The organism is Pseudomonas sp. WAC2, assembly GCF_030403525.1.
In the GTDB taxonomy this organism is placed as follows: domain Bacteria; phylum Pseudomonadota; class Gammaproteobacteria; order Pseudomonadales; family Pseudomonadaceae; genus Chryseomonas; species Chryseomonas luteola.
This window is the reverse complement of the sequence record NZ_JAUEPD010000001.1, coordinates 614,315-637,611: the sequence shown is the minus strand read 5'-3', so window position 1 is coordinate 637,611 and position 23,297 is coordinate 614,315. Positions and strand designations below refer to the sequence as shown.

The 23,297-nt window shown below is 55.1% G+C and carries 19 protein-coding genes; 17 read left to right on the top strand and 2 right to left on the bottom strand.

What is annotated here, in order from left to right; genetic code table 11:
• Positions 1-5: 5 nt before the first annotated feature.
• From glnE to QWJ10_RS02870, 14 genes are all read left to right on the top strand, one after another.
• Positions 6-2,975, top strand: coding sequence for a bifunctional [glutamate--ammonia ligase]-adenylyl-L-tyrosine phosphorylase/[glutamate--ammonia-ligase] adenylyltransferase (glnE, locus tag QWJ10_RS02935; protein WP_289924214.1), 2,970 nt, complete (start codon positions 6-8; stop codon positions 2,973-2,975).
• 13 nt (positions 2,976-2,988) lie between these two features.
• Positions 2,989-3,912, top strand: coding sequence for a branched-chain amino acid transaminase (locus QWJ10_RS02930; RefSeq protein WP_010797051.1), 924 nt, complete (start codon positions 2,989-2,991; stop codon positions 3,910-3,912).
• A gap of 59 nt (positions 3,913-3,971) precedes the next feature.
• Positions 3,972-5,006, top strand: coding sequence for a lipopolysaccharide heptosyltransferase II (waaF, locus tag QWJ10_RS02925; protein ID WP_125887251.1), 1,035 nt, complete (start codon positions 3,972-3,974; stop codon positions 5,004-5,006).
• Positions 5,007-6,074, top strand: a complete 1,068-nt coding sequence (gene waaC, locus QWJ10_RS02920) for a lipopolysaccharide heptosyltransferase I (RefSeq protein ID WP_289924213.1) — start codon at positions 5,007-5,009, stop codon at positions 6,072-6,074. It abuts the gene before it with no gap.
• A gap of 73 nt (positions 6,075-6,147) precedes the next feature.
• Positions 6,148-7,269 carry a glycosyltransferase family 4 protein gene (locus QWJ10_RS02915; RefSeq protein ID WP_289924212.1) on the top strand — a complete coding sequence of 374 codons (1,122 nt, stop codon included), beginning with the start codon at positions 6,148-6,150 and terminating at the stop codon, positions 7,267-7,269.
• Positions 7,266-8,072, top strand: coding sequence for a lipopolysaccharide core heptose(I) kinase RfaP (gene rfaP, locus QWJ10_RS02910; RefSeq protein ID WP_197872160.1), 807 nt, complete (start codon positions 7,266-7,268; stop codon positions 8,070-8,072). Before QWJ10_RS02915 ends, rfaP begins: the two co-directional genes overlap by 4 nt.
• Positions 8,072-8,803 carry a lipopolysaccharide kinase InaA family protein gene (locus tag QWJ10_RS02905; protein WP_125887248.1) on the top strand — a complete coding sequence of 244 codons (732 nt, stop codon included), beginning with the start codon at positions 8,072-8,074 and terminating at the stop codon, positions 8,801-8,803. The genes rfaP and QWJ10_RS02905 overlap by 1 nt, the downstream gene beginning before the upstream one ends.
• The gene (locus QWJ10_RS02900; protein WP_197872161.1) at positions 8,800-9,555 is read left to right on the top strand and encodes a lipopolysaccharide kinase InaA family protein; all 756 of its coding nucleotides are present in this window, start codon (positions 8,800-8,802) and stop codon (positions 9,553-9,555) included. Before QWJ10_RS02905 ends, QWJ10_RS02900 begins: the two co-directional genes overlap by 4 nt.
• Positions 9,552-11,003 (top strand): lipopolysaccharide kinase InaA family protein, encoded by a 1,452-nt coding sequence (locus QWJ10_RS02895; RefSeq protein ID WP_289924211.1) that lies wholly within the window; start codon positions 9,552-9,554, stop codon positions 11,001-11,003. The genes QWJ10_RS02900 and QWJ10_RS02895 overlap by 4 nt, the downstream gene beginning before the upstream one ends.
• Before the next feature lie 4 nt (positions 11,004-11,007).
• Positions 11,008-12,765 carry a carbamoyltransferase gene (locus QWJ10_RS02890; protein WP_026003704.1) on the top strand — a complete coding sequence of 586 codons (1,758 nt, stop codon included), beginning with the start codon at positions 11,008-11,010 and terminating at the stop codon, positions 12,763-12,765.
• A complete protein-coding gene (locus QWJ10_RS02885; protein ID WP_019364014.1) occupies positions 12,749-13,900 on the top strand; it encodes a glycosyltransferase in 1,152 nt (383 codons plus the stop codon). Before QWJ10_RS02890 ends, QWJ10_RS02885 begins: the two co-directional genes overlap by 17 nt.
• Positions 13,901-13,945: 45 nt before the next feature.
• On the top strand, positions 13,946-14,902 hold the full coding sequence (locus QWJ10_RS02880; RefSeq protein ID WP_289924210.1) for a glycosyltransferase: 957 nt from the start codon (positions 13,946-13,948) through the stop codon (positions 14,900-14,902).
• A 48-nt stretch (positions 14,903-14,950) separates the two neighbouring features.
• The gene (locus QWJ10_RS02875) at positions 14,951-16,030 is read left to right on the top strand and encodes a hypothetical protein (RefSeq protein WP_150348030.1); all 1,080 of its coding nucleotides are present in this window, start codon (positions 14,951-14,953) and stop codon (positions 16,028-16,030) included.
• A gap of 68 nt (positions 16,031-16,098) precedes the next feature.
• Positions 16,099-16,998, top strand: a complete 900-nt coding sequence (locus QWJ10_RS02870; RefSeq protein WP_289924209.1) for a glycosyltransferase family A protein — start codon at positions 16,099-16,101, stop codon at positions 16,996-16,998.
• On the opposite strand, the gene QWJ10_RS02865 is transcribed toward QWJ10_RS02870, so the two are convergent.
• Positions 16,995-18,206 (bottom strand): O-antigen ligase family protein, encoded by a 1,212-nt coding sequence (locus QWJ10_RS02865; protein WP_289924208.1) that lies wholly within the window; start codon positions 18,204-18,206, stop codon positions 16,995-16,997. The genes QWJ10_RS02870 and QWJ10_RS02865 overlap by 4 nt on opposite strands.
• Positions 18,203-18,862, bottom strand: a complete 660-nt coding sequence (locus tag QWJ10_RS02860) for a lipopolysaccharide kinase InaA family protein (RefSeq protein WP_286788324.1) — start codon at positions 18,860-18,862, stop codon at positions 18,203-18,205. Before QWJ10_RS02860 ends, QWJ10_RS02865 begins: the two co-directional genes overlap by 4 nt.
• Before the next feature lie 246 nt (positions 18,863-19,108).
• Between QWJ10_RS02860 and msbA the strand changes: the two genes are divergently transcribed.
• Genes msbA through QWJ10_RS02845 form a run of 3 tightly spaced genes read left to right on the top strand, consistent with a single transcriptional unit; the run spans position 19,109 to position 23,282 of the window.
• On the top strand, positions 19,109-20,938 hold the full coding sequence (gene msbA, locus QWJ10_RS02855) for a lipid A export permease/ATP-binding protein MsbA (RefSeq protein ID WP_197872168.1): 1,830 nt from the start codon (positions 19,109-19,111) through the stop codon (positions 20,936-20,938).
• Positions 20,935-21,834: a GNAT family N-acetyltransferase gene (locus tag QWJ10_RS02850; protein ID WP_289924207.1), complete on the top strand. Its 900-nt coding sequence runs from the start codon at positions 20,935-20,937 to the stop codon at positions 21,832-21,834. The genes msbA and QWJ10_RS02850 overlap by 4 nt, the downstream gene beginning before the upstream one ends.
• Entirely contained in the window at positions 21,834-23,282 is a 1,449-nt protein-coding gene (locus QWJ10_RS02845) for a PIG-L family deacetylase (RefSeq protein WP_197872170.1), read from the top strand. The genes QWJ10_RS02850 and QWJ10_RS02845 overlap by 1 nt, the downstream gene beginning before the upstream one ends.
• Positions 23,283-23,297: the final 15 nt, after the last annotated feature.

Genomic DNA, 23,297 nt, shown 5'->3' with positions numbered 1-23,297 from the left:
AGACCATGAGCCTGCCTTCTCTCACTGCTATTCCTGATTCACTTGCCGAACCTGTAAGGTGTGCGCAGGCACGCCTCATGGAGGCATTGAACGCACAGCCTGAACGTTTGCAATATTTTTCAGCATGGCCGCCAGCGCGGCGCAGCGACCTGTCACGGGTGATAGCGGCCAGCGAGTTTGTCGCTGAGCAGATTCAGCGCGATCCGGCATTAATGCTGGATCTGGCAGACGAGGGCCTATTCGAGCGATCACTGCCAGCCGGCACTATTCACCAACAACTGACCGACTGTCTAGCCGGATGTTCGGATGAAAACCAACTCGGACAGCGCTTACGCCGCTTTCGGCTGCGGCACCAGGTTCGCATTATCTGGCGCGATCTGACACGTCAGGCCGACCTGCTCGAGACGTGCCGTGACCTGACCGAACTGGCCGATGCCTGTATCGATGAGGCCTACCAGTGGCTGTACAAGGACCAATGCCGTCAATCCGGGGTCCCGACGGGGCATCGGACTGGAGAGCCGCAGCATATGGTTATCTTGGGAATGGGCAAGCTGGGAGCGGGCGAGCTTAACCTTTCGTCCGATATCGATCTCATTTTTGCCTACCCCGAGGGTGGCGAGACAGTAGGGGCGCGTCGTGCACTGGACAATCAACAGTTCTTCATTCGCCTAGGCCAACGGCTTATCAAGGCCCTTGATACGATTACCGTAGATGGCTTTGTCTTCAGGGTTGATATGCGCTTGCGTCCCTATGGCTCGTCAGGCGCGCTGGCGCTGAGCTTTTCGGCCATGGAGCAGTATTACCAGGACCAGGGTCGGGACTGGGAACGTTACGCCATGATCAAGGCGCGCGTTGTGGGAGGCGATCAGCAGGCCGGAGCACAACTGCTCAGCATGTTGCGCCCCTTCGTCTATCGGCGTTACCTGGACTTTTCGGCGATTGAAGCGCTGCGCAACATGAAGCAGCTGATCCAGCAGGAGGTCAGGCGCCGTGAGATGGATGACAACATCAAGCTGGGCGCAGGCGGCATTCGAGAGGTGGAATTTATTGCACAGGCCTATCAGCTCATTCATGGCGGACGGGAGCTAAGCCTGCAGCAGCGCCCATTGCTGGTAATCCTGAGCGTCCTGAAGGGTCTGGGCTATCTTCCCGCCGAGGCAGCCGAGGAGATGCGAGAGGCATACTGCTTCCTGCGCTACGTGGAGCATGCGCTACAGGCGATTGGAGACCGACAGACACAGAAATTGCCTGACAGCGAGCTGGATCGTGATCGGGTAGCCTTCATGATGGGCTTCGATAGCTGGACTGCTTTTTTAAGCCGGCTGACCCATTGGCGCAGCCGTATTAACTGGCATTTCCAACAGGTTATTGCCGACCCGGACGAGGGTGCGGACAGTCAGTCAGAAATTGGGCAGGAATGGCTACCCCTCTGGGAAGGCAGTCTTGAGGATGCAGCAGCTATCCAGCAGTTGAAGGAGGCAGGCTTGAGCAGTCCCGAGTCAGCTTGGTTACGGTTGTGTGCGCTACGAAGCAGCAGTCAGGTTCGGACCATGCAGAGAATGGGGCGAGAACGGTTGGATGCCTTTATGCCTCGGCTGTTGACTCAGATTGTTTCTCATGACGAGCCCGACCAAGCCCTGGATCGCGTTCTACCATTGATCGAGGCCGTCGCCAGACGCTCGGCATACTTAGTGCTGCTCACCGAAAACCCCGGAGCACTGGAGCGTCTACTCCAGCTCTGCAGTGCAAGTGTGTGGATTGCAGAGCAAATCACGCGTTTCCCCGCCTTGCTGGATGAGTTGCTTAACGAGGGCCGCTTGTATCGCCCACCTCAAAAGCCTGAGCTGGTCGCGGAGCTGCGGGAGCGGATGGCACGCATCCCTGAGGATGATCTGGAGCAGCAGATGGAAATGCTCCGGCATTTCAAGCGCGCTCATGGACTGCGAGTGGCAGCGTCCGAGATTGCAGGCACGCTGGCCTTGATGAAGGTCAGTGATTACCTGACCTGGATGGCGGAGGCGATTCTTGATCAAGTGCTTGAGCTGGCCTGGCGACAGATGGTTCAGCGTCATGGTCATCCGCAACGTGCCGATGGATCGCCGTGTGATCCGGACTTCGTGATCATAGGTTACGGCAAGGTGGGCGGTATTGAGTTGGGGCACGGTTCCGACCTCGATCTTGTCTTTATTCACGATGGTGATCCGTTAGCCGAGACGGATGGCGGCAAGCCTATCGATGGTGCTCAGTTCTACACGCGTCTCGGACAGCGCATCATCCACTTCCTAACCACATCGACCACCGCCGGAACGCTGTATGAGGTCGACATGCGCCTAAGGCCTTCCGGGGCTGCCGGGCTTCTGGTCAGTACGATCAAGGCATTCGAGCACTACCAGCAGAACGAGGCCTGGACCTGGGAGCACCAGGCATTGGTGCGGGCGCGGGTGCTGGCCGGCTGCCCCGTCGTCACGGCACGGTTCGAGGCTGTACGGGCTGCGGTCCTGAGCCGGCGTCGTGATGAGGCCAAGCTGCGTCGTGAGGTCGGCGAGATGCGGATGAAGATGCGGGAAAACCTGGGAACCAAGGCTACCTCCGGTGGATCGTCGCCGATTGCCTTCGAGGCGGGCAGGGTATTTGACCTCAAGCAGGATGCAGGCGGTATCGTCGATATTGAATTTATGGTGCAATATGCGGTTCTTGTCTGGTCCTGGCAGCATCCTGATCTGCTGCGCTTCACCGACAATATCCGCATTCTGGAAGAACTGGAGCGGGCTGGATTGATCTCGAGTCCAGATGTCCACCTGTTGCAAGAGGCTTACAAAGCCTACCGTGCTGCCGCACACCGCCAGGCTCTGCAGAAGCAGGCAGGCGTAGTGGATGGCAGCCTCTTCCATGACGAGCGACACGGCGTCATGCGGATCTGGAAGTCGCTTGCGCTCGACCCACTCGCTGCGCAGCAGTACGAATCGAATTCTTGAGGAGCTGCAAATTATGTCGATGTCCGATCGTGACGGTGTGATCTGGTATGACGGTGAAATGGTGCCGTGGCGCGATGCGACCACCCATGTTCTGACCCATACGCTGCATTATGGAATGGGTGTGTTCGAAGGCGTTCGCGCTTACAACACCCCTCAGGGCACAGCAATCTTCCGTCTACAGGCGCACACGGATCGTCTGTTCGACTCCGCCCACATCATGGGCATGAAGATGCCTTTCACCAAAGACGAGATCAACGAAGCGCACCGCGCGGTGATTCGTGATAATAACCTTGAAAGCGCCTATCTGCGTCCGATGGTGTTCTACGGATCGGAAGGCATGGGACTGCGTGCGACCGGTCTGAAGGTGCATGTGATCGTGGCTGCCTGGCACTGGGGCGCCTACATGGGTGAGGAGGCGCTGGAACAGGGCATCAAGGTACGTACCAGCTCCTATACCCGTCACCACGTGAATATCTCCATGACCCGTGCAAAGGCCAACGGACACTACATCAACTCGATGCTGGCACTGCAGGAAGCCATTTCCGGCGGCGCGGACGAAGCCCTGCTGCTGGATCCGGAAGGCTATGTGGCTGAAGGCTCCGGTGAGAATATCTTCATCATCAAGGACAATGTCATCTACACGCCTGAAGTAACGGCGTGCCTCAACGGCATCACCCGTAACACCGTGCTGACACTGGCCAAGGAGCATGGCTACGCGTTGGTTGAAAAGCGTATTACGCGTGACGAAGTCTATATTGCGGATGAAGCATTCTTTACTGGTACTGCCGCTGAAGTGACCCCCATCCGTGAAGTCGATGGACGCACCATCGGCGCCGGCCGCCGTGGTCCGGTGACCGAAACGCTGCAAAAGGCCTACTTCGATCTGGTTACCGGCAAGACTGATAGCCATGCCGAGTGGCGTACTGCAGTGAAATAAGCCGCACGTACAAGGCTCATGGTAGATACTATGAGCCTTGTACGTTGTAGCGTGAGCCTATGAGAATTCTGATAATCGGTCCTTCCTGGGTCGGCGACATGGTGATGGCGCAGACGCTGTTCAAGAGTCTGCAGGCGCTTCATCCCGGTTGTGCCATTGATGTGCTGGCGCCTGATTGGAGCCGTCCTCTGCTTGAGCGGATGCCCGAAGTACGCTCGGCGCTGAGTTTTCCGCTTGGGCATGGTGCTTTTGAGCTGGCAACGCGTCGGCGTATCGGTCGTAGTCTGCGCGGTCAGTACGATCAGGCCATTCTGCTGCCAAATTCGCTCAAGTCGGCCCTGGTTCCTTATTTTGCGGGTATTCCCAAACGCACCGGCTGGCGCGGCGAGATGCGTTTCGGCCTGCTCAATGACATACGAACACTGGATAAGGCGCGCTATCCGCTGATGATTGAGCGCTTTATCGCACTGGCCTATCCGCCTGGGGCTGAGTTGTCCAAGCCTTATCCACGTCCCCAGCTGCGAATCGAGTCTGCCAGCCGCGACGCGGCACTTGGCAAGTTTGGCCTGGAGCTGGACAGGCCGGTGTTAGCATTATGCCCAGGCGCCGAGTTTGGTGAATCCAAGCGTTGGCCTGCAGCCCACTACGCCGAAGTGGCCAATGTAAAGATCAGGGCAGGGTGGCAGGTCTGGCTGTTCGGCTCGCAAAAGGATAATGCGGGCTGCGAGGAAATCCGCGAGCGTTTGATTCCAGGCCTGCGCGAAGAGGTCACGAACCTGGCGGGTCAGACGGCACTGGCCGAGGCTATCGACCTTATGTCCTGCGCGTCGGCAGTAGTCAGCAACGATTCTGGCCTCATGCATGTCGCCGCCGCACTGGATCGCCCGTTGGTGGCGGTCTATGGATCGACGTCCCCAGGCTTTACGCCACCTCTGGCCAAAGAGGTTGAGGTCGTACGGTTGGGTATTGAGTGCAGCCCGTGTTTTGATCGGACCTGTCGATTCGGACACTACAACTGCATGCGTCTTCTGGAGCCTGCTGCCGTGCTGCGTGCACTGGATCAACTGGTTGCTGATCCGGTCGAGGTGGAATAAGTGCGGGTGCTTTTGATCAAGACATCGTCATTGGGCGATGTGATTCATACGTTGCCAGCCCTGACGGATGCCAGTCGTGCGTTTCCGGGAATCCGCTTCGACTGGGTTGTTGAAGAAGGCTTTGCCGAGATTCCATCCTGGCACCCAGCGGTGTCTCAAGTCATTCCTGTAGCGATTCGCCGGTGGCGTAAAAACCTCTTCAAGACGTTGAAAAGCGGGGAGTGGTCGCGCTTCAAGGAGCGTCTGCGAGATACTCACTACGATGTGGTGATCGATGCCCAGGGGCTTTTGAAAAGTGCATGGTTGACTCGATACGTCAAGGCGCCGGTAGTAGGGCTTTCGCGTGAGTCGATCCGCGAGCCACTGGCAAGCCGGTTTTATGACCGAACCTGCCAAGTTGCTTGGGGACAGCATGCTGTCGAACGACTCAGGCAACTGTTTGCCCAGGCTCTGAGTTATCCCTTGCCAGAGTCCACTGGCGATTACGGACTGGATCGCACACGTCTTGCCGAGCCCCAGGCAAGCGGACCTTACGTATTGTTTCTGCATGGTACGACCTGGGCGACCAAGCACTGGCCGGAGCGCTATTGGCGCGAGCTGGCTGAAGCGGCCCGGCAGCTTGGGGTGCTGGTGCGCTTACCATGGGGCAATGACCCCGAGCGCGAAAGAGCAGAACGTATCGCTTCAGGACTTGAACATGTGTCGGTTCTCCCCAAGATGTCATTGGCTGGGGTGTCCCGCGTACTGGCTGGCGCCAGCGCCTGCGTGGCAGTTGATACAGGCCTGGGGCATCTGGCGGCTGCGCTGGATGTGCCGACATTGTCATTGTTCGGGCCGACCGATGCCAGACTGACAGGTGCCTATGGCCGTTCCCAGGTACATCTCACCAGCGATTGGGTCTGTGCGCCCTGTCTGCAGAAGCAGTGTACCTACGCTCCCTCTGAGGAGGACCGGAGACTGTTTGATGTTTCCCAAGAGCAGCCCTTGTGCTTCTCGCGTGTCAATCCGGCACGGGTTTTCGCCTCACTGGAAGCGATGCTGTCCATCAAAGGACAGCGTTTGTGCTGAGTTATCATGGTTCGACAGGTTTGAACGTCATCACCTGCTACGGTGATCCGCTATTTTTTATGGGCATATGCTGATGCGTCTGGCTTTTGTTCTCTACAAGTACTTTCCCTTCGGGGGGCTACAGCGTGACTTCATGCGTATTGCCCAGGAGTGCCAGCGTCGTGGTCACTCCATTCGTGTCTATACGTTGATCTGGGAGGGTCCTATACCTGACGGATTCGACGTGCGCGTTGGATCGGCCAAGGCGCTGTTCAACCACAAGCGCAATGAAAAGTTTACAGCCTGGTTCCAGCGTGATCTGGCCAATGATCCAGTGGATCGCATCATTGGCTTTAACAAGATGCCTGGCCTGGACGTGTATTATGCGGCCGATCCCTGCTTTGAAGAAAAGGCGCAGACACTGCGTAACCCCCTGTACCGAAAGTGGAGCCGCTATCGTCATTTTGCCGAGTACGAGCGGGCCGTGTTTGAGCCCGAGTCCAAGACCCAGGTTCTGATGATCTCGGAGGTTCAGCAGCCGTTCTTCGTCAAGCACTACGGGACGCCGGCCGAGCGTTTTCATCTGCTTCCGCCTGGTATCGCAGCAGACCGTCGCGCACCGGCCAATGCCGAAGAAATACGCAAGGCGTTTCGCCAGGAGTTCGGTCTGGACGATACGTCACTGCTGGTTGTGCAGATCGGTTCGGGCTTTAAGACCAAGGGGCTGGATCGCTCTCTGCGAGCAGTCGCTTCGCTCCCCAAGGCACTCAAGAAACGGGTGCGCCTGATTGTCATCGGGCAGGACGATCCCAAGCCGTTTCTGTTGCAGACCAAGGCGCTGGGCATTTCCGATCAAGTGGATATTCTCAAGGGACGGAGCGATATCCCGCGTTTTCTTCTTGGGGCGGATCTGTTGATTCACCCAGCTTATAACGAGAACACGGGAACGGTACTGCTGGAGGCTTTGGTGGCTGGTTTGCCTGTGCTGGTGACCGATGTCTGTGGCTATGCTCATTACATCACGGACGCCGACTGCGGCCGGGTAGTGCCTAGCCCATTTGAGCAGGAGCAGCTCAATACTCTGTTGGCCGACATGCTCAGCGATGATTCGCAGCGCACTGCATGGTCCCGTAATGCCCTCGCTTATGCCGAGACTGCCGATCTGTACAGCATGCCCGAGCGGGCGGCTGATGTCATTCTGGAGCCGCGCTTGTGAAGCTTGTGCTTGAAGAGCCTTTCCGCTCCCTGTGGGTGGGGCGCGATGCCTTTGAAGCGGTAGAAGCGCTTCAGGGAGAAGTTTTTCGGGAGTTGGAAGGGCGACGTACCCTGCGTACCGAAGTCAATGGCAAGGGGTATTTCGTCAAAATCCATCGAGGGATCGGATGGGGCGAGATTGCCAAAAACCTGTTACAGCTGAAACAGCCGGTACTGGGTGCAGGCCAGGAGTGGCAGGCTTTGCAACGTCTGCATGAGGCTGGCGTGCCTACCATGAACGCCGTGGCTTTTGGTGAGCGAGGCAGCAACCCGGCCGAGCAGCATTCTTTCATTATCACGGAGGAGTTGGCACCTACCATCAGCCTGGAAGACTACACGCTGGCTTGGCCCGCTCAGCCTCCCATGGTGCGTACCAAATGGGCTCTGATCGATGAGGTGGCCAGGATGACAGGCACGATGCATCGTGCAGGGGTCAATCATCGAGACTGCTACATCTGTCACTTTCTACTGCATACTGATCGGCCCGTTGAACCAGGTACATTGAGGCTGTCACTCATCGACCTGCATCGCGCTCATACGCGAGACCAGGTGCCCAAACGCTGGCGCGACAAGGACCTGGCTGGTCTGTATTTTTCTGCACTGGGTATCGGGTTGACTCAGCGGGATTTCCTGAGGTTTCTCCGCACGTACTTTCAGCGACCATTGCGGCAGATTCTGCGTGAAGAGGCCGCGCTCCTGCAGCGATTGCAGCGTAAGGCCGAACGGCTCTACGAGCGCAAGCAGCGTTACGGAGACAGGCTCTGATGGCCCAGTGGCGTGTTGATCCCTCTGTGGAGCATATAGCGGAGTTTGCCAGCCTTGAGCGGGTATTCACCTTGCAAGGCGAGCATTTGACCAATGACCCTCTGTCTGAAGTGATACGTGTCACTTATGAGGGGATTCGCTATTACGTCAAGCGCTACACCGGAGCAGGAAAGGGCCTGCGCCGGTATATGGGACGTCCACGCGTCAAGTCTGAATGGCAAAATCTCAAACGCTTTGACAAGTGGGGCATTCCGACAGCGCCTGTTGTGGCCTGGGGACTTGAGCGCTCGGGCGGGCAGTTTACCCGCGGCGCCATGATAACCCGTGAAATTCCCCAGACCGATGACCTGGCTGTCATGGCTCACCACGATGATCCGCGCTTGAGTGATCCGGCCTGGGTCGATCAGTTGAGCCTGCAGTTGGCACGTGCTACCCGCACCATGCATGACCATCACTTCGCTCATAATGATTTGAAGTGGCGCAATCTGCTGGTTGATCAAGCCGGTACGCTGTACCTCATCGATTGTCCGGCAGGAGCCTTCTGGTTTGGTTCCTGGCTCAGGCGACGCATCATCAAGGATTTGGCCTGCCTGGATAAGGTCGCCAAATACAAGCTTTCACGTACGCAGCGGCTGCGATTCTACTTGCGTTACAAGGGGCGGCAGCGGCTAAGAGACTCCGACAAGGAGCGAATCGTACATGTATTGAATTATTTCAAGGGGCGCGAATGAGCGATTTCCTGTCTGCCAAAGATGCGGCCATACTAGAGCGGCACGGGCTCTCAACGTTCGAAGCGCTCTGGTCGCTTCAGTTGGAGGCGGTCGACGAGCCTAACGCCAGGCGTGGCGGCTGGAGCACCGTCTACCGGCTCGATCTCGACGAGGCGTCCTATTTCCTCAAACGTCAAAGCAATTACCTGACGCATGACCTGCTTCACCCCCTGGGAGAGCCCACTTTTGCTCGGGAATTTCGTAACATTCAGCGTTACAGCACGCTCGGTATTCCGGCACTGGAAGCTTCGTTCTTTGGCGAGCGCAAGGTAGGGAACGAACGCCAGGCCATTCTGCTGACGCGAGCATTGGATGGATGGCGGGATCTGGATAGCTGGCTGGCCGAATGGCCCGAGCTACCCGAGCGGACACGCCATACGCTCTTGGCGGCTATAGGCGTACTTGCCAGAACCCTGCATGCAGCGGGGCGTATTCATGGCTGCTTTTATCCCAAGCACATCTTCCTTCAGGAGCAGGAAAGCGGGTTTCTAACGCGCCTGATTGACCTTGAAAAAACACGCCTGTTGCTATTAGGGCGTAAGGACAGAGTTAAGGATCTGGAGCCGCTATTAAGGCGCGCACCGGTCTGGAGCGAGGCGGAAGTCCGGCTGTTCCTGGCGGCTTATCTACAGATGGCGCCTGATAGCCGTGAAGTCGATACCTGGTTACGCAAGCTCAGCGTGCGTCGTCGCAGCAAGGAAGCGCGACCATGAAACTGAATGAGCTAGCCCGGTTTGGACGAGCCCCAGCGCTGCCTGTTCAGATTGAATTGCCCGAGGGCTCGCTGACGCTGGTATCACTCCTGCGTGTGTTACCTGGACAACGCTATGTAGGTGAGGCTCGGTGGCAGGGCCGTTCGGTGCTGGCCAAGCTGTTTGTAGGCGCTCGCTCGGAGCGACACTATACGCGTGAGCGTGAGGGTTGCCGTTTACTGATCGACAACCAGCTGACAACGCCGGCTGTTGTGGCTGAAGGCTTCGAGGCCGACAAGGGCGGCTGGTTGCTGTTTGAGTTTCTGGAGAACGCAGTGAGCCTGGATGCCTTGTGGCGAAGGGTCGATCAGGAACCTCCTCTTTCTGATAGTCAGCAGGACGTCTTGGGGATGTCGCTGGCTGCCATTGGTGAGTTACATGCCAAGGGTCTCTGGCAGGACGACCTGCATCTGGACAACCTGCTTCAACAGGATGGGAACATCTACGTTATAGATGGGGCTGACATCCATGCCGAGTCCCAGGGAAAGCCCCTTTCTCAAAAGCAGGTTATGCAAAACCTAGGCGTCTTTTTCGGACAGCTGCCTGCCCGGTTTGACGCCTATATCGAAGAGTTGCTGGTGCATTACCTGCTGGTGAATGGCGAGCATGCCCTGAGACCGGAAGCGATCCAGCAGGAAGCTGTCCGTATTCGCACATGGCGCCTAAAAGACTTTCTGGAAAAAACCGGACGAGATTGCAGCCTGTTCAAAGTGAGCCGATCCAGTGAAGGCATCCAGGCCATGCGCCGGGACAGCGAGGCGGTGGTGGAACCGCTGTTGGCCGATCCAGACCGTTTCATTGCCCAGGGACACCGCTACAAGGATGGCGGCGCCGCCACGGTGGCGCGTGTGGAGCATGCTGGAAATACCTATATTCTGAAGCGCTACAACATCAAGGGCTTTGGGCACTGGTTAACGCGCTTTTGGCGGCCCAGCCGCGCCTGGCATAGCTGGATCCAGGGGAATCGCCTGCGCTTTCTGGGCATCGACACGCCTAAACCCTTGGGCGTAATGGAAAAGCGCTGGCTAGGTTTGCGCCGGCGTGCCTACCTGATTACCGATTATGCATCAGGGCAGGATATACTGGCGCGCTTTGAGCCGTACCGGGATAGCGCCCCACCTGAGCAAGACTTGGCCGCGCTGGATGTTCTGTTTGAAGGACTGGTTCGCGAGCGAATCAGTCACGGTGATTTAAAAGGGAATAATGTGCTCTGGAATGGCGATCACTGGTCATTGATCGACCTGGATGCCATGACTCAGCACACTAGCCAACAGCAATTCGAGAAAGCCTTTGCACGAGACCGTGAGCGCTTTCTGCGAAACTGGCCCAAGAACAGTGCCCTGTACCGGCTGCTTGATGAACGCATTCCATCCCTGCCTGGGCGCGGGGATGATTACTCTAGAGGTTGAACCTGTGGCATTGACGATTCTGGGCCTGTCCGGCGCCCTGAGCCATGATCCTTCCGCTGCACTTTATATCGACGGCAAGTTGATCGCGGCGGCTGAAGAAGAGCGCTTCGTGCGTGACAAGCATGCCAAGAACCGCATGCCCTATGAGTCGGCCAAATTCTGCCTGGAGCAGGCCGGTATCAAGCCAAAGGATGTGGATGTCGTAGCTATTCCATTTGCGCCGATCAGCCTGTTTGGCGAGGCTCGCTGGCATTATGCCAAGCGCTATGCCTATGCTCCTGACCGCGCGCTGGATGCCATTCTCTTTGGTAATCGCCGCTACAAGCGCTACCACAAGCGTATCCAGTGGTGCCTGCAGCAGTTGGGCTTTGATTTGAAAAAAATCAAGATCGAGCCTGTCGAGCATCACCTGGCCCATGCCTCCAGTGCCTACCATTGCTCCGGTTTTACTGAAAAGACCGCCATTCTAGGCATTGACGGCAAGGGTGAGTACGCGACTACCTTTTTTGGCTATGGCGAGAACGGCAGGATCCACAAAATCAAGGAGTTCTATGATCCGGACTCCCTGGGTGGGCTCTACGGTGCGATTACCGAATTCCTCGGCTTTGAAATGCTTGATGGCGAATTCAAGGTCATGGGGATGGCACCCTACGGCGACGCAAGCAAGTATGATTTCTCCAGGCTGGCGAAATTCGAAAACGGCGAGCTGATCATCAATACCGATTACGCTAACGTCATCGGCTTCCGTCGCTATAAGGAAAAGGGCAAGGGCTACTACTTCTCGCCCAAGCTGATCGAGTGGCTTGGCCCGAAGCGGGAAGGGGATATCGCCGATGATCCCTATATTCATTATGCAGCCAGCATGCAAGCACTCTTCGAAAAGCTGGCGCTGGAGATGATGGATTACTACCTGGGCGATATCATCAAGGAAACCGGCAAGATTGCCTTTGCTGGCGGCTGCGCCTTGAACGTCAAGCTCAACCAGAAGATTATTGCGCGTCCAGAGGTCAAGGAGCTGTTCGTTCAGCCGGCGTCTGGTGATGCAGGAACGGCAGTCGGTGCGGCAGCCTACGTATCGCACCAGCGCGGTGTGCCGGTCGAGAAAATGGAACACGTCTACCTCGGGCCGTCCTATAGTAACGAGGACGTAATTGCCGCCTGTGCCCGTCACCCTAATGCACCCAAGTGGCGCAAGCTCGACGACGTCCCCCAGCGTATCGCTAAAATCATGGTGGACGGCAATCCGGTGGCCTGGTTCCAGGGCCGCATGGAGTTCGGCCCGCGTGCGCTGGGCGGCCGTTCCATCATCGGCTGCCCGAGCGTCCCGGGTGTGGCCGATCGTATCAATGAACAGATCAAGTTTCGCGAGCGGTGGAGACCTTTCTGCCCTTCGATGCTCGACACCGTTGCACCCCAAATGCTCAAGGTCGACCATCCGTCACCCTTCATGACGTTTACCTTTGAAGTCAATGAGGAGTGGAAGAACCGTGTAGGCGAGGTGGTCCATGAGGACGGTACTTCCCGCGCTCAGGTACTGGAACGTCGACATAATCCACGCTGGTATGACCTGATGAAGGAGCTGGAAAACCTGACTGGCAACGGCGTTTCGTTGAACACCTCATTGAATCGTCGTGGTGAGCCGATGATCTGCTCTCCAACGGATGCGCTCAATATGTTCTACGGATCGGATTTGCAATACCTGATCATGGAAGACATCCTCGTAGTCAAAGACGGTGTGGATGCCTATGACTCGATCAGCTGAACCAAGGGTTTTACAATTCTGCCATGGCTATGATGGCCCTTTCCTGGACTGTGCCCGGCAATACGCAAGCCTGTTCAAAGGAACAGGCTATCGGGTCACGACAGTCTTTCTGACCGGCGCTGCCGATGCCGAGGTTGCCACCCAGTGCGCCTCGGATGAGGTGCTGTTCATGGAGTACAGCTCCAAGGATATTCGTGGATTGAAGCTTGGTGCTATCCGTGCACTGCGAGAGATTGTTCGCTCCAGAGGCATACGGTTCATCATTGCTCATCGCTTCAAGCCGATCTGGATTGCCTGCCTGGCTACCAAACTACCCGTCATCGGCGTCCATCACGCCTTTGGAGATTACGATCGCTTGGGGCGTAGGCTCTTTGCCAATGCCATGAGCAAACGGCTAAGACTTCTGGCAGTTTCCGATGCCGTTCGTGACGAGATCCGACAGCGTTTGACCAAATGGTCAGCTGATTACATTGAAACGCTATACAACCGTATCGATGTTGCTGCGATACAGGGCCAGCTACTACATGGTGAGCAGGCGCGAGAGGCTTTGAAGTTGCCTCAGGATGCCTGGATTGTAGGAAATGTGGGACGGCTGCATCCAGATAAGGATCAAGCTACCCTCCTAAAAGGCTTTGCCCAGGCGCTTCCTTCGCTCCCAGCACACGCTCTGCTGGCCATCGTAGGAAAAGGCCGACTGGAGGAAGAGCTCAAGGACCTGGCTCGTGAGCTTGCCATCGCTGATCGTGTAGTATTTTTAGGACAAGTGGCCGATGCGCGATGCTATTTCAAGGCCTTCGATGCGTTTGCCTTGAGCTCTGATCATGAGCCCTTCGGAATGGTGCTGCTGGAGGCCATGGCAGCAGGCGTACCCATTATTGCAACCGCTTGTGGCGGTGCACGTGAAATCATTGATGGCGTTGGTTTGCTATTTCCGCTACGGGATTCCGAAGCGCTGAGTAACGGGTTGATGCACTTGTCCCGTCTAAGCCCAAGTCAGCAGAGTGCATGTGTTCAGCATATGCGGGAGCGGTTGGAGGATCGTTTCAGTGACGAAGCGGGCAGGGCTGCTTTCTGGCGTTTGCCTATGATCAGGCAGCTTTCAAAAGATATAGAACTGGCTGCAATACACTCATGATGTGTTTTCTGTTTATCGCCAACAGTCATTGACCGGCGTTCTCGTATGAAAGTATTGATGCTTGTACAGAAAGAGCAGCGTGTCATCCTGGATGCGCTATACCAGGCTATAGCCGAGCAGTGCGACTGTGATCTACGGTGGTTGGACAGTGAGGAGCAAGCCAACCTCAAGCGCTACTTCCGTGAGCATGTCGATCTGGCGCGCTATGAGCGGGTAGTTCTTTTTCTGCGCTTCAAAAAACAACTCAAGCAGGTCGGGTTTATCCGGACTTTGCCCAACCTTGTCGAACTGGAGCATGACGCCTACCAGAACTATATTCGCTGTAAGTACACCGGCAAGTTCAGCGCGTATTACCGGCGGATGCCCTGGGTCCGGGTACTTTGCTCGGGTGCTGGCGTGACCCAACGCTTGCAACAGGAAAATGTAGATGCTGTCTTTGCTCCCAAAGGCTATGACGCAGCAGGACTCTGGAATATGGGTGTGCCCAGGGACATTGAGCTCGGTTTTGTCGGAAGTCTTAAGAGCGTTGCCTATAGTGGACGTAAACAGCTTTTGGAAGAGTTGGGTAAGGTTGAACCGCTCACCGTTACGCGTACCGAGTCAGGCGATGAATACCGAGAAATGCTGAATCGCATCCGGTTCTTCGTCAGTGCTGATGTAGGTATGGGTGAATACATGATCAAGAACTTCGAAGCCATGGCGTGTGGCTGTGTTCTGTTCGCTTACGATCAGGGGAGCGTAGAAAACAATGCGCTTGGTTTCGTCGACATGCAGAATGTTGTGCTGTATTCATCCCTTGATGAGCTCAGACAAAAGCTTGCCTTGCTTAGACAAAACGCCGAACTTGCCGAGCGTATTGCTCAAGAGGGTCAGGCTCTCACACAAACCCATTACAGTTTTCAGGCCTTAGGCAGGCATATTGTCAAAGCTTTGGAAGCTCCGTTGCGTGAACGGCAGCCAGCTAACTGGCGCGATCGCTGGCTACCTTGGTTTCAACGCTGAACCGGCGTTCTGCTTCTAGATTTGCGGGTACAGTAATTGGAGCCCTCTATGTCCTCATTCTTCGAGCCCAACCGCTTGGTATACCTAGCGTTCGGCTCAGAAACCTATCATCAGGAAGCCTTTTTCAGCATCGTCAGTGCATTGTCTCGCCTTGATAAAACGAACCTGTCGAAGCTGGCAATTCATGTATACAGTGATCGTGAATTCATCTATGACGAGCTGCCTGTTACCGTCCATATCATTTCAGCAGAGCAGTTGGCTGAGTGGGCGCGTCCTATCGATTATCACTTCCGTGCCAAACATGTATTGCTGAGACAAGTGCTGGATACAAGCGAGAAAGCCATCTTAATCGATACAGACACCTTTTTTCGGCAATCTCCACAGGCATTGTTTGATCGTGTTGCGCCAGGAGCGTTGCTCTGTAACGCCATCGGTCCCTGCTTTGGCGAGGATCGGTCAGGGTTACTTTACCAGACATTGGCAAGTCCACTGCAGCAGGAGGGGCTGGCCGATGATGACATGCCTATGACCAACTCGGGCGTTATAGGATTATGCCGTTCCGACGCTGACTTGCTGGATCATTCGATTTTTCTAATGGACCATTACCGAGCCCAGTCTCCTAAGGCATACACGCTAGAGGAGTTCATGCTGGCAGTGGCCGCGCGTAAGAAGCAGCTCCGACTGGCTGAGTGTACCGACATCATCCATCACTACTGGAGCCGCAAGCGGCTTTTTCGCGCTAAGGTTTGCGCTTGGTATGCCAAACACAGGAGTGATCCGCTTGGCCAGGCTGCGCTAGCAGATATCGATAATGTCTCGGATAAGTTACCGCGCCCGCCTGGTTTGCAGCGATTGCTCTATAAAATCCGAACCTCATATCTGAAGCCTGAGCAACGGCAGTTTGCACGTGAATTGCTTTACGGCTGCTATCCTTACCCCAATGAATTTGACCGTGCTTGCGGACCTGCCTGGTGGGAAAAGGCATTTGAAAACGCATGTGAGCGCTCTCGAATAGAAGTACCGCAGGACATGCTTTGGAAGTGGCTTGATGAGCCGGCCTTATGCAAGGCTGTTGGCGAAAAAAACCTATCGAAGATCAAAAAGCATCTGAGTAGGGTGAATAAATAAACAATGCGCTTTCTTGGCTTTGAGGGAGGCTCAAGAAACAAGGCGCTTTGAATACGGAGCTATCAGCTATGAGCAGTCAGGAAGGGCTATCAGAGGAAAACTGTCCGTTAGTGACAGTCATTATCGCATCCTACAACCATGCCCCATATATAGAGGCAAGTATTCTTAGCGTCCTCAAGCAGAGCTATCCTCATATTGAGCTCTTGGTGATTGATGACGGCTCTACGGACGATAGCGTTCAAAGAATCTTGAGTCTGCAAAAAGAGTACGGATTCGATTTCAGGCAGCAGCAGAACATCGGACTTAGCCGTACGCTAAACGATGCGATTGAACGGGCTTCTGGTAGCTTGATTGTTCCTTTTGGATCGGATGATATCATGCTGCCTCAGCGCATCGAGCGACAGGTTGCGTACATCAAAGATAAGCCCGAGGTAGGAATCTGTGCCGCTAATATCGACCTGATTGACGCGCAGGGGCAACTCTATCCAGAAAAGCAGCAGAAGCATCGATATTTACCGTTCAGAAGGCTTAATTTCGAAGACCTTTTTTTGGATCTCAAGCCAGGCCCAATGGCTGCTACGCTCATGTTTCGCCGGGAAGCATTATTGAAAGTGGGCTGTTTCGACCCTAGCATCCGTCTTGAAGATCTCTATATCACGCTTAAAATTACGCAGGCGGGATATTACATTGATATTCTGGATGAGGTGCTTGCGCTTTATCGAAAGCATGAAAGCAATACATACAAGAATTTGCCGTTCATGGTCGAGAATGTACTGAAAACTTATGAGCGATTCAGTGATCATCCTGCTTATGGGCAGGTTAAAACGCGATTCCTGAATTCCATGTTTCTCAAGGCATCCAACCGAAACAAGCCATTGGCCAGGGCGCTGCTACGAGACATTCCCATTCAGGCCTGGACACGCAAGACGGTGCGTGGCCTTTTGCGGCTGATGGTTCCCACTCACTAGACCTCATTCACTGTCTGAGGCTTTCGGGCAGTGAGGTGATAAATAACGGCTACGTTAAGTAAAGCCAGGGGGATCCATACTAGAAACCAGTGCTCCTTGGGGCGAGAAAGAAAAGAGCTTCCCTCTGTCATACCTGCCGCCAAGCCAAATACTACAAGCGTGCCGGTGATGAGTACGGCAGGCTCACGGCGTAAACGCCAGCCTTGTACCAGCGCAGTTAGATAAAGCACCACCCACAACGCAAGGCCGGTCAGGCCAGTTTGATACATGACGCCGAGGCTCAGGTTATGTGGATCCGCCAACATATGACCTACTTCTGGCAAGTCAATACGCATGGCTGCGTCGAAGCCGTGCCCGAGCCAGAAGTCCTGCTGAATTTGCCGCCAGGCATCAGCCCATATGGCGGGCCGGAAAGAGGCTCCGCGCTGGGTGACTAGGCTTGGGTCAATCAATATCAGTCCAACAAATCCTATAATGACGCTGCCGACGATAAAAAGCGTTCGCCGGTTGGGATGTGCGAAAGTGAGCCAGAGCATACTCATCGCAAGCGCAAACAAGGGAGTCCGCGAGCCCGTACAAAGAATCAACAAAAGTACCACTGCAAGGGCGGGCAGCGTGATCCAGGAGCTTATGCGTATCTTGGAGCACCAAGTGGCCAGCCAGAAGGCTGCGTAGAAGCCATAAATGTGAGTTGTCAGTAGCGGATTATAAAGCGCTCCATAACCTTCAAGACGGCCATGCGCGCCCTCTTTAACGTACCAAAGTAATGTCAGTAGGGCGCTAAGCGAAGACAGTACGGCGCCCAGGAGCGTGGTTTTTATCATAAGGTCTGGGTAATGCCTTGCCATCAGGGCTGTGGCGAGAAGCATCATGAGCACATAGAGCGGGTACTTGATCAACGACAGCTCACCGCTGTCAGGAGACCAAGCCAGACTGAGCGACACATAGAGTGCAAAAAGCACATACGCCCGTAGTAATGGACTTTGGAATAGTTGACGCAACTGAGAGGGAGCCAACGAAACGGCTACCAATGTCGGGAAAGCCAGAAAAACATAGAACAACTTGTGATAAAGCGAGCGGTCGCCAATCCAGAACATGCCTGTCAAAAGTGCTAGCCAGCCCACGGGCAGTACGAAGCGGACAATCCAGAGAGAAAGTTTCTCAGTACGAGGTGGTGGCGCTACGGTTCCTGATACATGAGAAGTCACTGAAAGAACCCTCTGGGCAGGTTTAACTGATGTCTGAGGGTCTTGCGTGTAAAGGCGATAGATGAATGAGTTAGATAGGCATTAAAAAAGGCTCGGCCATCATCAGTCATTAACCAAATTCTGTCGTTTTCATAGCGCAACAGATGATTGAAATTGCGTAGTCGCAGACGCTGTGACAATGGGCGTGACTGGCAGCGCAGGTCTGCTATATCAATCAGGCCCAATTCATATGCTGGCGTCTGAACAATGTTGCCTAGGTGGAGCGAGCGGAAATAAACACCTTGCTCATGTAACAAGGCTACAAAGCGACCCAGTTCGGTTTTGAGCTTTTCTGGCTCATCATTATTGAATAGCTGTCGGATCGTTTGTCCAGGTAATGGTGAATAGTGAACGATATCCCGCTCGATCGCGGCGACGCGATATACCTCGATAATGGTAGGCGTTTGAATATGACGTCGCTGCAACTGGCTGGCATTGTCTGCAAACCGTTGTGCGTAGGGATAAAACGCAGCTGAAGTCAGTAACCGCTTGCGCCTGAATAGCTTAAGGAAGCTGCCATCGGTCAATTGCAACACCTTGTCACCGTACTGGTCCGCTTCTATGACGTGCGCCGCCTCGCGGAGTTTCAGGTAGTCTATTTTTTCAAGCTGTTGCATGTTGCTTCCGTCAAATCTGGAACGTGCATCTTAACTCATCTTCTAGTGATGCCTAGCCGCAATGAAGGTAAGGAAATCGCAAGAAGTCCAAGAGGCTGTGTCATGTAAGGTATTGGTATCTCATGCCAATACTATCGATCTTATTACGTACCGATGCTCCTATTTGGAGTACTACCATGTTCGTTTCTGGTATGCAGAGTTGGACGTGATAATATCGGCCGTTTACTCAAGACAGTTATTTCAATCATGCAGACGACTCCTACGTCCCCGCGTGCAGAGCATTCAAGTCTCAAAATCTATCTGCGCCTCTTGGGCTATGTGCGTCCCTACATCGGACAATTTGCCCTCAGTATCGTAGGCTTTCTGATCTTTGCCTCGACTCAGCCCATGCTGGCCGGAATTCTCAAGTATTTCGTCGATGGCCTGAACAACCCGAACGCGTCGATGTTTCCTGGCTGGCCTGTTATCGGCGAGCTGCATCTGCTGCAGGCTGTTCCGCTTCTCATTATCTTGATTGCTGCCTGGCAGGGCATCGGCTCGTTTCTGGGCAACTATTTTATTGCAAAGGTTTCGCTGGGGTTGGTTCACGATCTCCGCGTAGCACTGTTCAATCATCTGTTGATACTGCCCAACCGGTATTTCGACGCGAACAACTCTGGACACCTGATCTCTCGTATCACCTTTAACGTCACCATGGTAACTGGCGCAGCGACTGATGCGATTAAGGTGGTGATCCGAGAGGGGATGACGGTAGTGTTCCTGTTCGCATCCCTGCTATGGATGAACTGGAAATTGACCCTCGTGATGCTGGCTATCCTGCCTATTATCGCCATGATGGTGACATCCGCCAGTCGCAAGTTTCGCAAGCAGAGCAAGAAAATCCAGTCGGCCATGGGAGATGTTACCCATGTAACGTCTGAGGCCATTCAGGGCTACCGCGTGGTTCGCAGCTTTGGTGGTGAGGCGTACGAGCGTAAGCGGTTCTTCGAGGCCAGCGAAAGCAATACTCAAAAGCAGCTGACCATGAACAGAACAGGTGCGGTTTATACACCGATGCTGCAGCTGCTGATCTACACGGCCATGGCTGCCTTGATGTTCCTAGTGCTTTATCTCCGTGGTGATTCATCGGCCGGTGATCTGGTCGCCTATATCACTATGGCGGGATTATTGCCCAAACCCATTCGCCAGTTATCCGAGGTGAGCTCGACGATCCAGCGTGGCGTCGCTGGTGCTGAAAGCATTTTCGAGCAGTTGGATGAAGTCCCGGAAGTGGACGAAGGGACTGAGGAACGAGCTCGAGCGCAAGGGCGTTTGGAAGTTCGGAATCTGAACTTCACCTATCCCGGTACCGAAAAGCCGGTTTTGGACAATATCTCGTTTGTAGCGGAACCTGGACAAATGGTAGCGCTGGTAGGGCGTTCGGGCAGTGGAAAGTCAACACTGGCCAACCTGATTCCCCGTTTCTATCAGCATACGCAGGGCCAGATTCTACTGGATGATCTGGACATCCAGCGTTATCGGTTGCCCAATCTGCGTCGGCACATTGCTTTAGTGACACAGCAGGTCACGCTGTTCAACGACACGGTCACCAATAATATTGCTTATGGTGATCTGGCTGGTGCGCCATTCGAGCAGGTGCTCGAAGCTGCCAAGGCTGCCTATGCCGACGAATTCATCCAGCGTTTGCCTGAAGGCTACGAAACACTGGTCGGTGAGAATGGTGTGCTGCTTTCGGGCGGTCAGCGGCAGCGCCTGGCCATTGCACGGGCGCTTTTGAAGAATGCACCGCTGCTGATCCTAGATGAAGCCACCTCCGCATTGGATACCGAATCCGAGCGGCACATCCAGGCGGCGCTGGACAGGGTTATGACTGGCCGAACCACCTTGGTGATTGCGCACCGGCTTAGCACCATTGAAAAGGCCGATCTGATTCTGGTGATGGATCAGGGGCGTATCGTCGAGCGCGGTACGCATGCCGAGCTGTTGGCACAAAATGGCTATTACGCCCGCCTGCATAACAATCAGGTCGAAAAAGGCGCAACGACACTTGATGAAGAAGGCACGCACGTTTCATGATGGGGTTGTTTAGGGCGTGGCGTGAGCGGGGCTGGGTTGAGATTGATGCGTCAGCCTATGCCCGGGCGTGGCAAACATGGGGAGGCAGTGTTGCCACCCATCCAGAGATTGTTGCACGCTTGTCTGATCTGGTCGAGCTTCCGGTCCGCTATCTGGGATGGCCAGCCAGCGGCGAGCTGCAGATGGCGGTAGCGTGCTGGGATGGGCACGTTGCATTGTCTCGCGATGTGCTCAAGCGCAAGGGTAAACGTGATTACTTAGACCTGGGGAACGCAGAAATCATTCTGCCAGCTCAGGAGAATGCTCAGGCTCCGCTGCGCCAGAAGGTCCGGTATTTATCTTCGCTAAGTGCCGCGCATGTCTCGACTGCACGTCAGCAAAAAGAATGTCTGGCAATTGCACGTGCGCCGGAGGAGCTTTCAAAGAAGTTTCGTTACAACCAGCGCCGTGAATTGCGTCTGCTGGAAGAGGCGGGTGGGCAGGTTCGGCCTGTCAGTGACTTTACACCAGCAGAACTGGCAGCGTTCTATGCCGATCTGTTCGAGCGCCGCTGGGCCTTTGAGGTACCTGCCAAAGCTCATCTGGCTGACGTCTTCTCTCTGTTACGCGAATTCATGATGGGTTCCGTTATCTTTCTGGACGGTGCCCCGGCTGCCATTCAGGTGCTTTATAGGGTCGAATCCCCTCGGTGGATCAGTGTTGAATACGTCAATGGTGGTGTGGCGCCGGAAAGTCGGAACTTCAGTCCGGGCAGTGTACTGAGCTTCCTCAATACCCAGGCGGCCTGGGAGGAAGCGCGTGCGCTAGGCAAGGACTTGCGCTTTTCGTTTGGCCGTGCGGATCGTGAGTACAAGGATCGCTGGTGCAACCGAGTGCCGGTCCACGAGGTGAAGTGATGAGTGCGCGTAAACAAAGGTTACTCAAGCGGCACCGGCGCCATAAGCGGATCGCACTAGGTATCATTGCGTTGTTTCTGCTTGCTCTGCTCTGTGCTGCGTTTGTGCATTTGCTGCCTTGGTGGCTGGTACCCCTTGCGATAGTGGCTGTCTGGATTGTTCATGAGGCCTGGTTCGCGGATCATCTGTTCTATGCGCCACATGATGATTACCGGTATGACTTTCCTGAGAGCAGTGTACGTTTGCCGATCGAGATCACAGGCAGCGCATTGACCCTGAAGGGACATGAGCTTTCAGTTGAGTTGCAATCCCTGTTATTGGAATGCGAAATCAAGGCAGGCTTTTTAGGCCGCTTGTTCGACCCTTATGTTGTGATTCGCGCTGGTAGCCAGGAGGATCGTCAGGATTTCGAGCGGGGCGTGCAAGGTCGCCGCTACCTTAACCTGTCAGGCTTTTCCGAGGCCTTGCGTGAAGGGCGAGTATCTGTCCGGGGCCGTTTTTGCCGGGTCGTTGGTTCTGTGACACTGCATGGGTTTTCCAATCCAGATTATGCCTCCAAACGTGTAATGGTAATTGCGCCCCATGCGGACGATGCGGAGTTGGCCGCGTTCGGCCTCTACAGTCGTTGCGCCGAGGCTTCGATTGTTACCTTGACGCAAGGAGAGATCGAGGCCGAGTACTATGAGCGACTTGGCCTCAATACTGCTGAAGCAGCCAGGCTTAAAGGACGCTTGCGGACATGGGACAGCCTGGCTGTACCGCTATGGGGCGGTGTACCCATGACGCGTTGCGTTCAGCTGGGCTATTTTTGCCTTCAGCTACCGGCCATGCATGCTGCGCCAGAACAGGCGTTTGGCTCACGCGATTCCGGTGATGTAGATATTCGTCCGGTACGGCGCTTTAATCCGTTGCGTCTTCCGGGTGACACGGACGGACAACCTTCCTGGAATAATCTGGTTGCCGACCTGGTTGCGCTCATCGAACATTTTCAGCCGGAAGTGATGGTGTTTCCCCATCCCCAGCTGGACCCTCATGCGGACCATGTTCAGGCAGCCCAGGCGGTAGAGGAGGCCATCCAGTTCAGTAGCTGGAAGCCAGATACGGCGTTGCTTTATGCGAACCACCTGCACGACAACGACCGCTGGCCGATGGGACCGTCGGGTAACGGTATCGCATTGCCGCCGGCCATCGAGCCTTTGCCAATGCTACCTGTCTGGAGTCCAGTGTTGAGTGCGCAGACTCAGCTCGATAAGGCCATGGCGCTGGGCATGCAGCATGATCTGCTTGTTCCGCCACCACTCAAGAAGCGTTTGCGCCGACTGTTTCAGTCTATTTTGACAGGGCGTCGATGGCCAGTGACGGGGGAGGACGAATTCTTCCGCAAAGCCGTTCGCCGTCATGAGCTGTTTTTCGTAAAAGATCTGAGGCGTAGGCCGCTCGGGGACTGATTTAACCCTGTGGTA

Bases quoted from the DNA above. Each gene is read 5' to 3' on its own strand.
- glnE (WP_289924214.1), top strand. From the start codon at position 6: ATGAGCCTGCCTTCTCTCACTGCTATTCCTGATTCACTTGCCGAACCT.
- QWJ10_RS02930 (WP_010797051.1), top strand. From the start codon at position 2,989: ATGTCGATGTCCGATCGTGACGGTGTGATCTGGTATGACGGTGAAATG.
- waaF (WP_125887251.1), top strand. From the start codon at position 3,972: ATGAGAATTCTGATAATCGGTCCTTCCTGGGTCGGCGACATGGTGATG.
- QWJ10_RS02915 (WP_289924212.1), top strand. From the start codon at position 6,148: ATGCGTCTGGCTTTTGTTCTCTACAAGTACTTTCCCTTCGGGGGGCTA.
- QWJ10_RS02905 (WP_125887248.1), top strand. From the start codon at position 8,072: ATGGCCCAGTGGCGTGTTGATCCCTCTGTGGAGCATATAGCGGAGTTT.
- QWJ10_RS02900 (WP_197872161.1), top strand. From the start codon at position 8,800: ATGAGCGATTTCCTGTCTGCCAAAGATGCGGCCATACTAGAGCGGCAC.
- QWJ10_RS02895 (WP_289924211.1), top strand. From the start codon at position 9,552: ATGAAACTGAATGAGCTAGCCCGGTTTGGACGAGCCCCAGCGCTGCCT.
- QWJ10_RS02885 (WP_019364014.1), top strand. From the start codon at position 12,749: ATGACTCGATCAGCTGAACCAAGGGTTTTACAATTCTGCCATGGCTAT.
- QWJ10_RS02880 (WP_289924210.1), top strand. From the start codon at position 13,946: ATGAAAGTATTGATGCTTGTACAGAAAGAGCAGCGTGTCATCCTGGAT.
- QWJ10_RS02875 (WP_150348030.1), top strand. From the start codon at position 14,951: ATGTCCTCATTCTTCGAGCCCAACCGCTTGGTATACCTAGCGTTCGGC.
- QWJ10_RS02870 (WP_289924209.1), top strand. From the start codon at position 16,099: ATGAGCAGTCAGGAAGGGCTATCAGAGGAAAACTGTCCGTTAGTGACA.
- QWJ10_RS02860 (WP_286788324.1), bottom strand. From the start codon at position 18,862: ATGCAACAGCTTGAAAAAATAGACTACCTGAAACTCCGCGAGGCGGCG.
- msbA (WP_197872168.1), top strand. From the start codon at position 19,109: ATGCAGACGACTCCTACGTCCCCGCGTGCAGAGCATTCAAGTCTCAAA.
- QWJ10_RS02850 (WP_289924207.1), top strand. From the start codon at position 20,935: ATGATGGGGTTGTTTAGGGCGTGGCGTGAGCGGGGCTGGGTTGAGATT.
- QWJ10_RS02845 (WP_197872170.1), top strand. From the start codon at position 21,834: ATGAGTGCGCGTAAACAAAGGTTACTCAAGCGGCACCGGCGCCATAAG.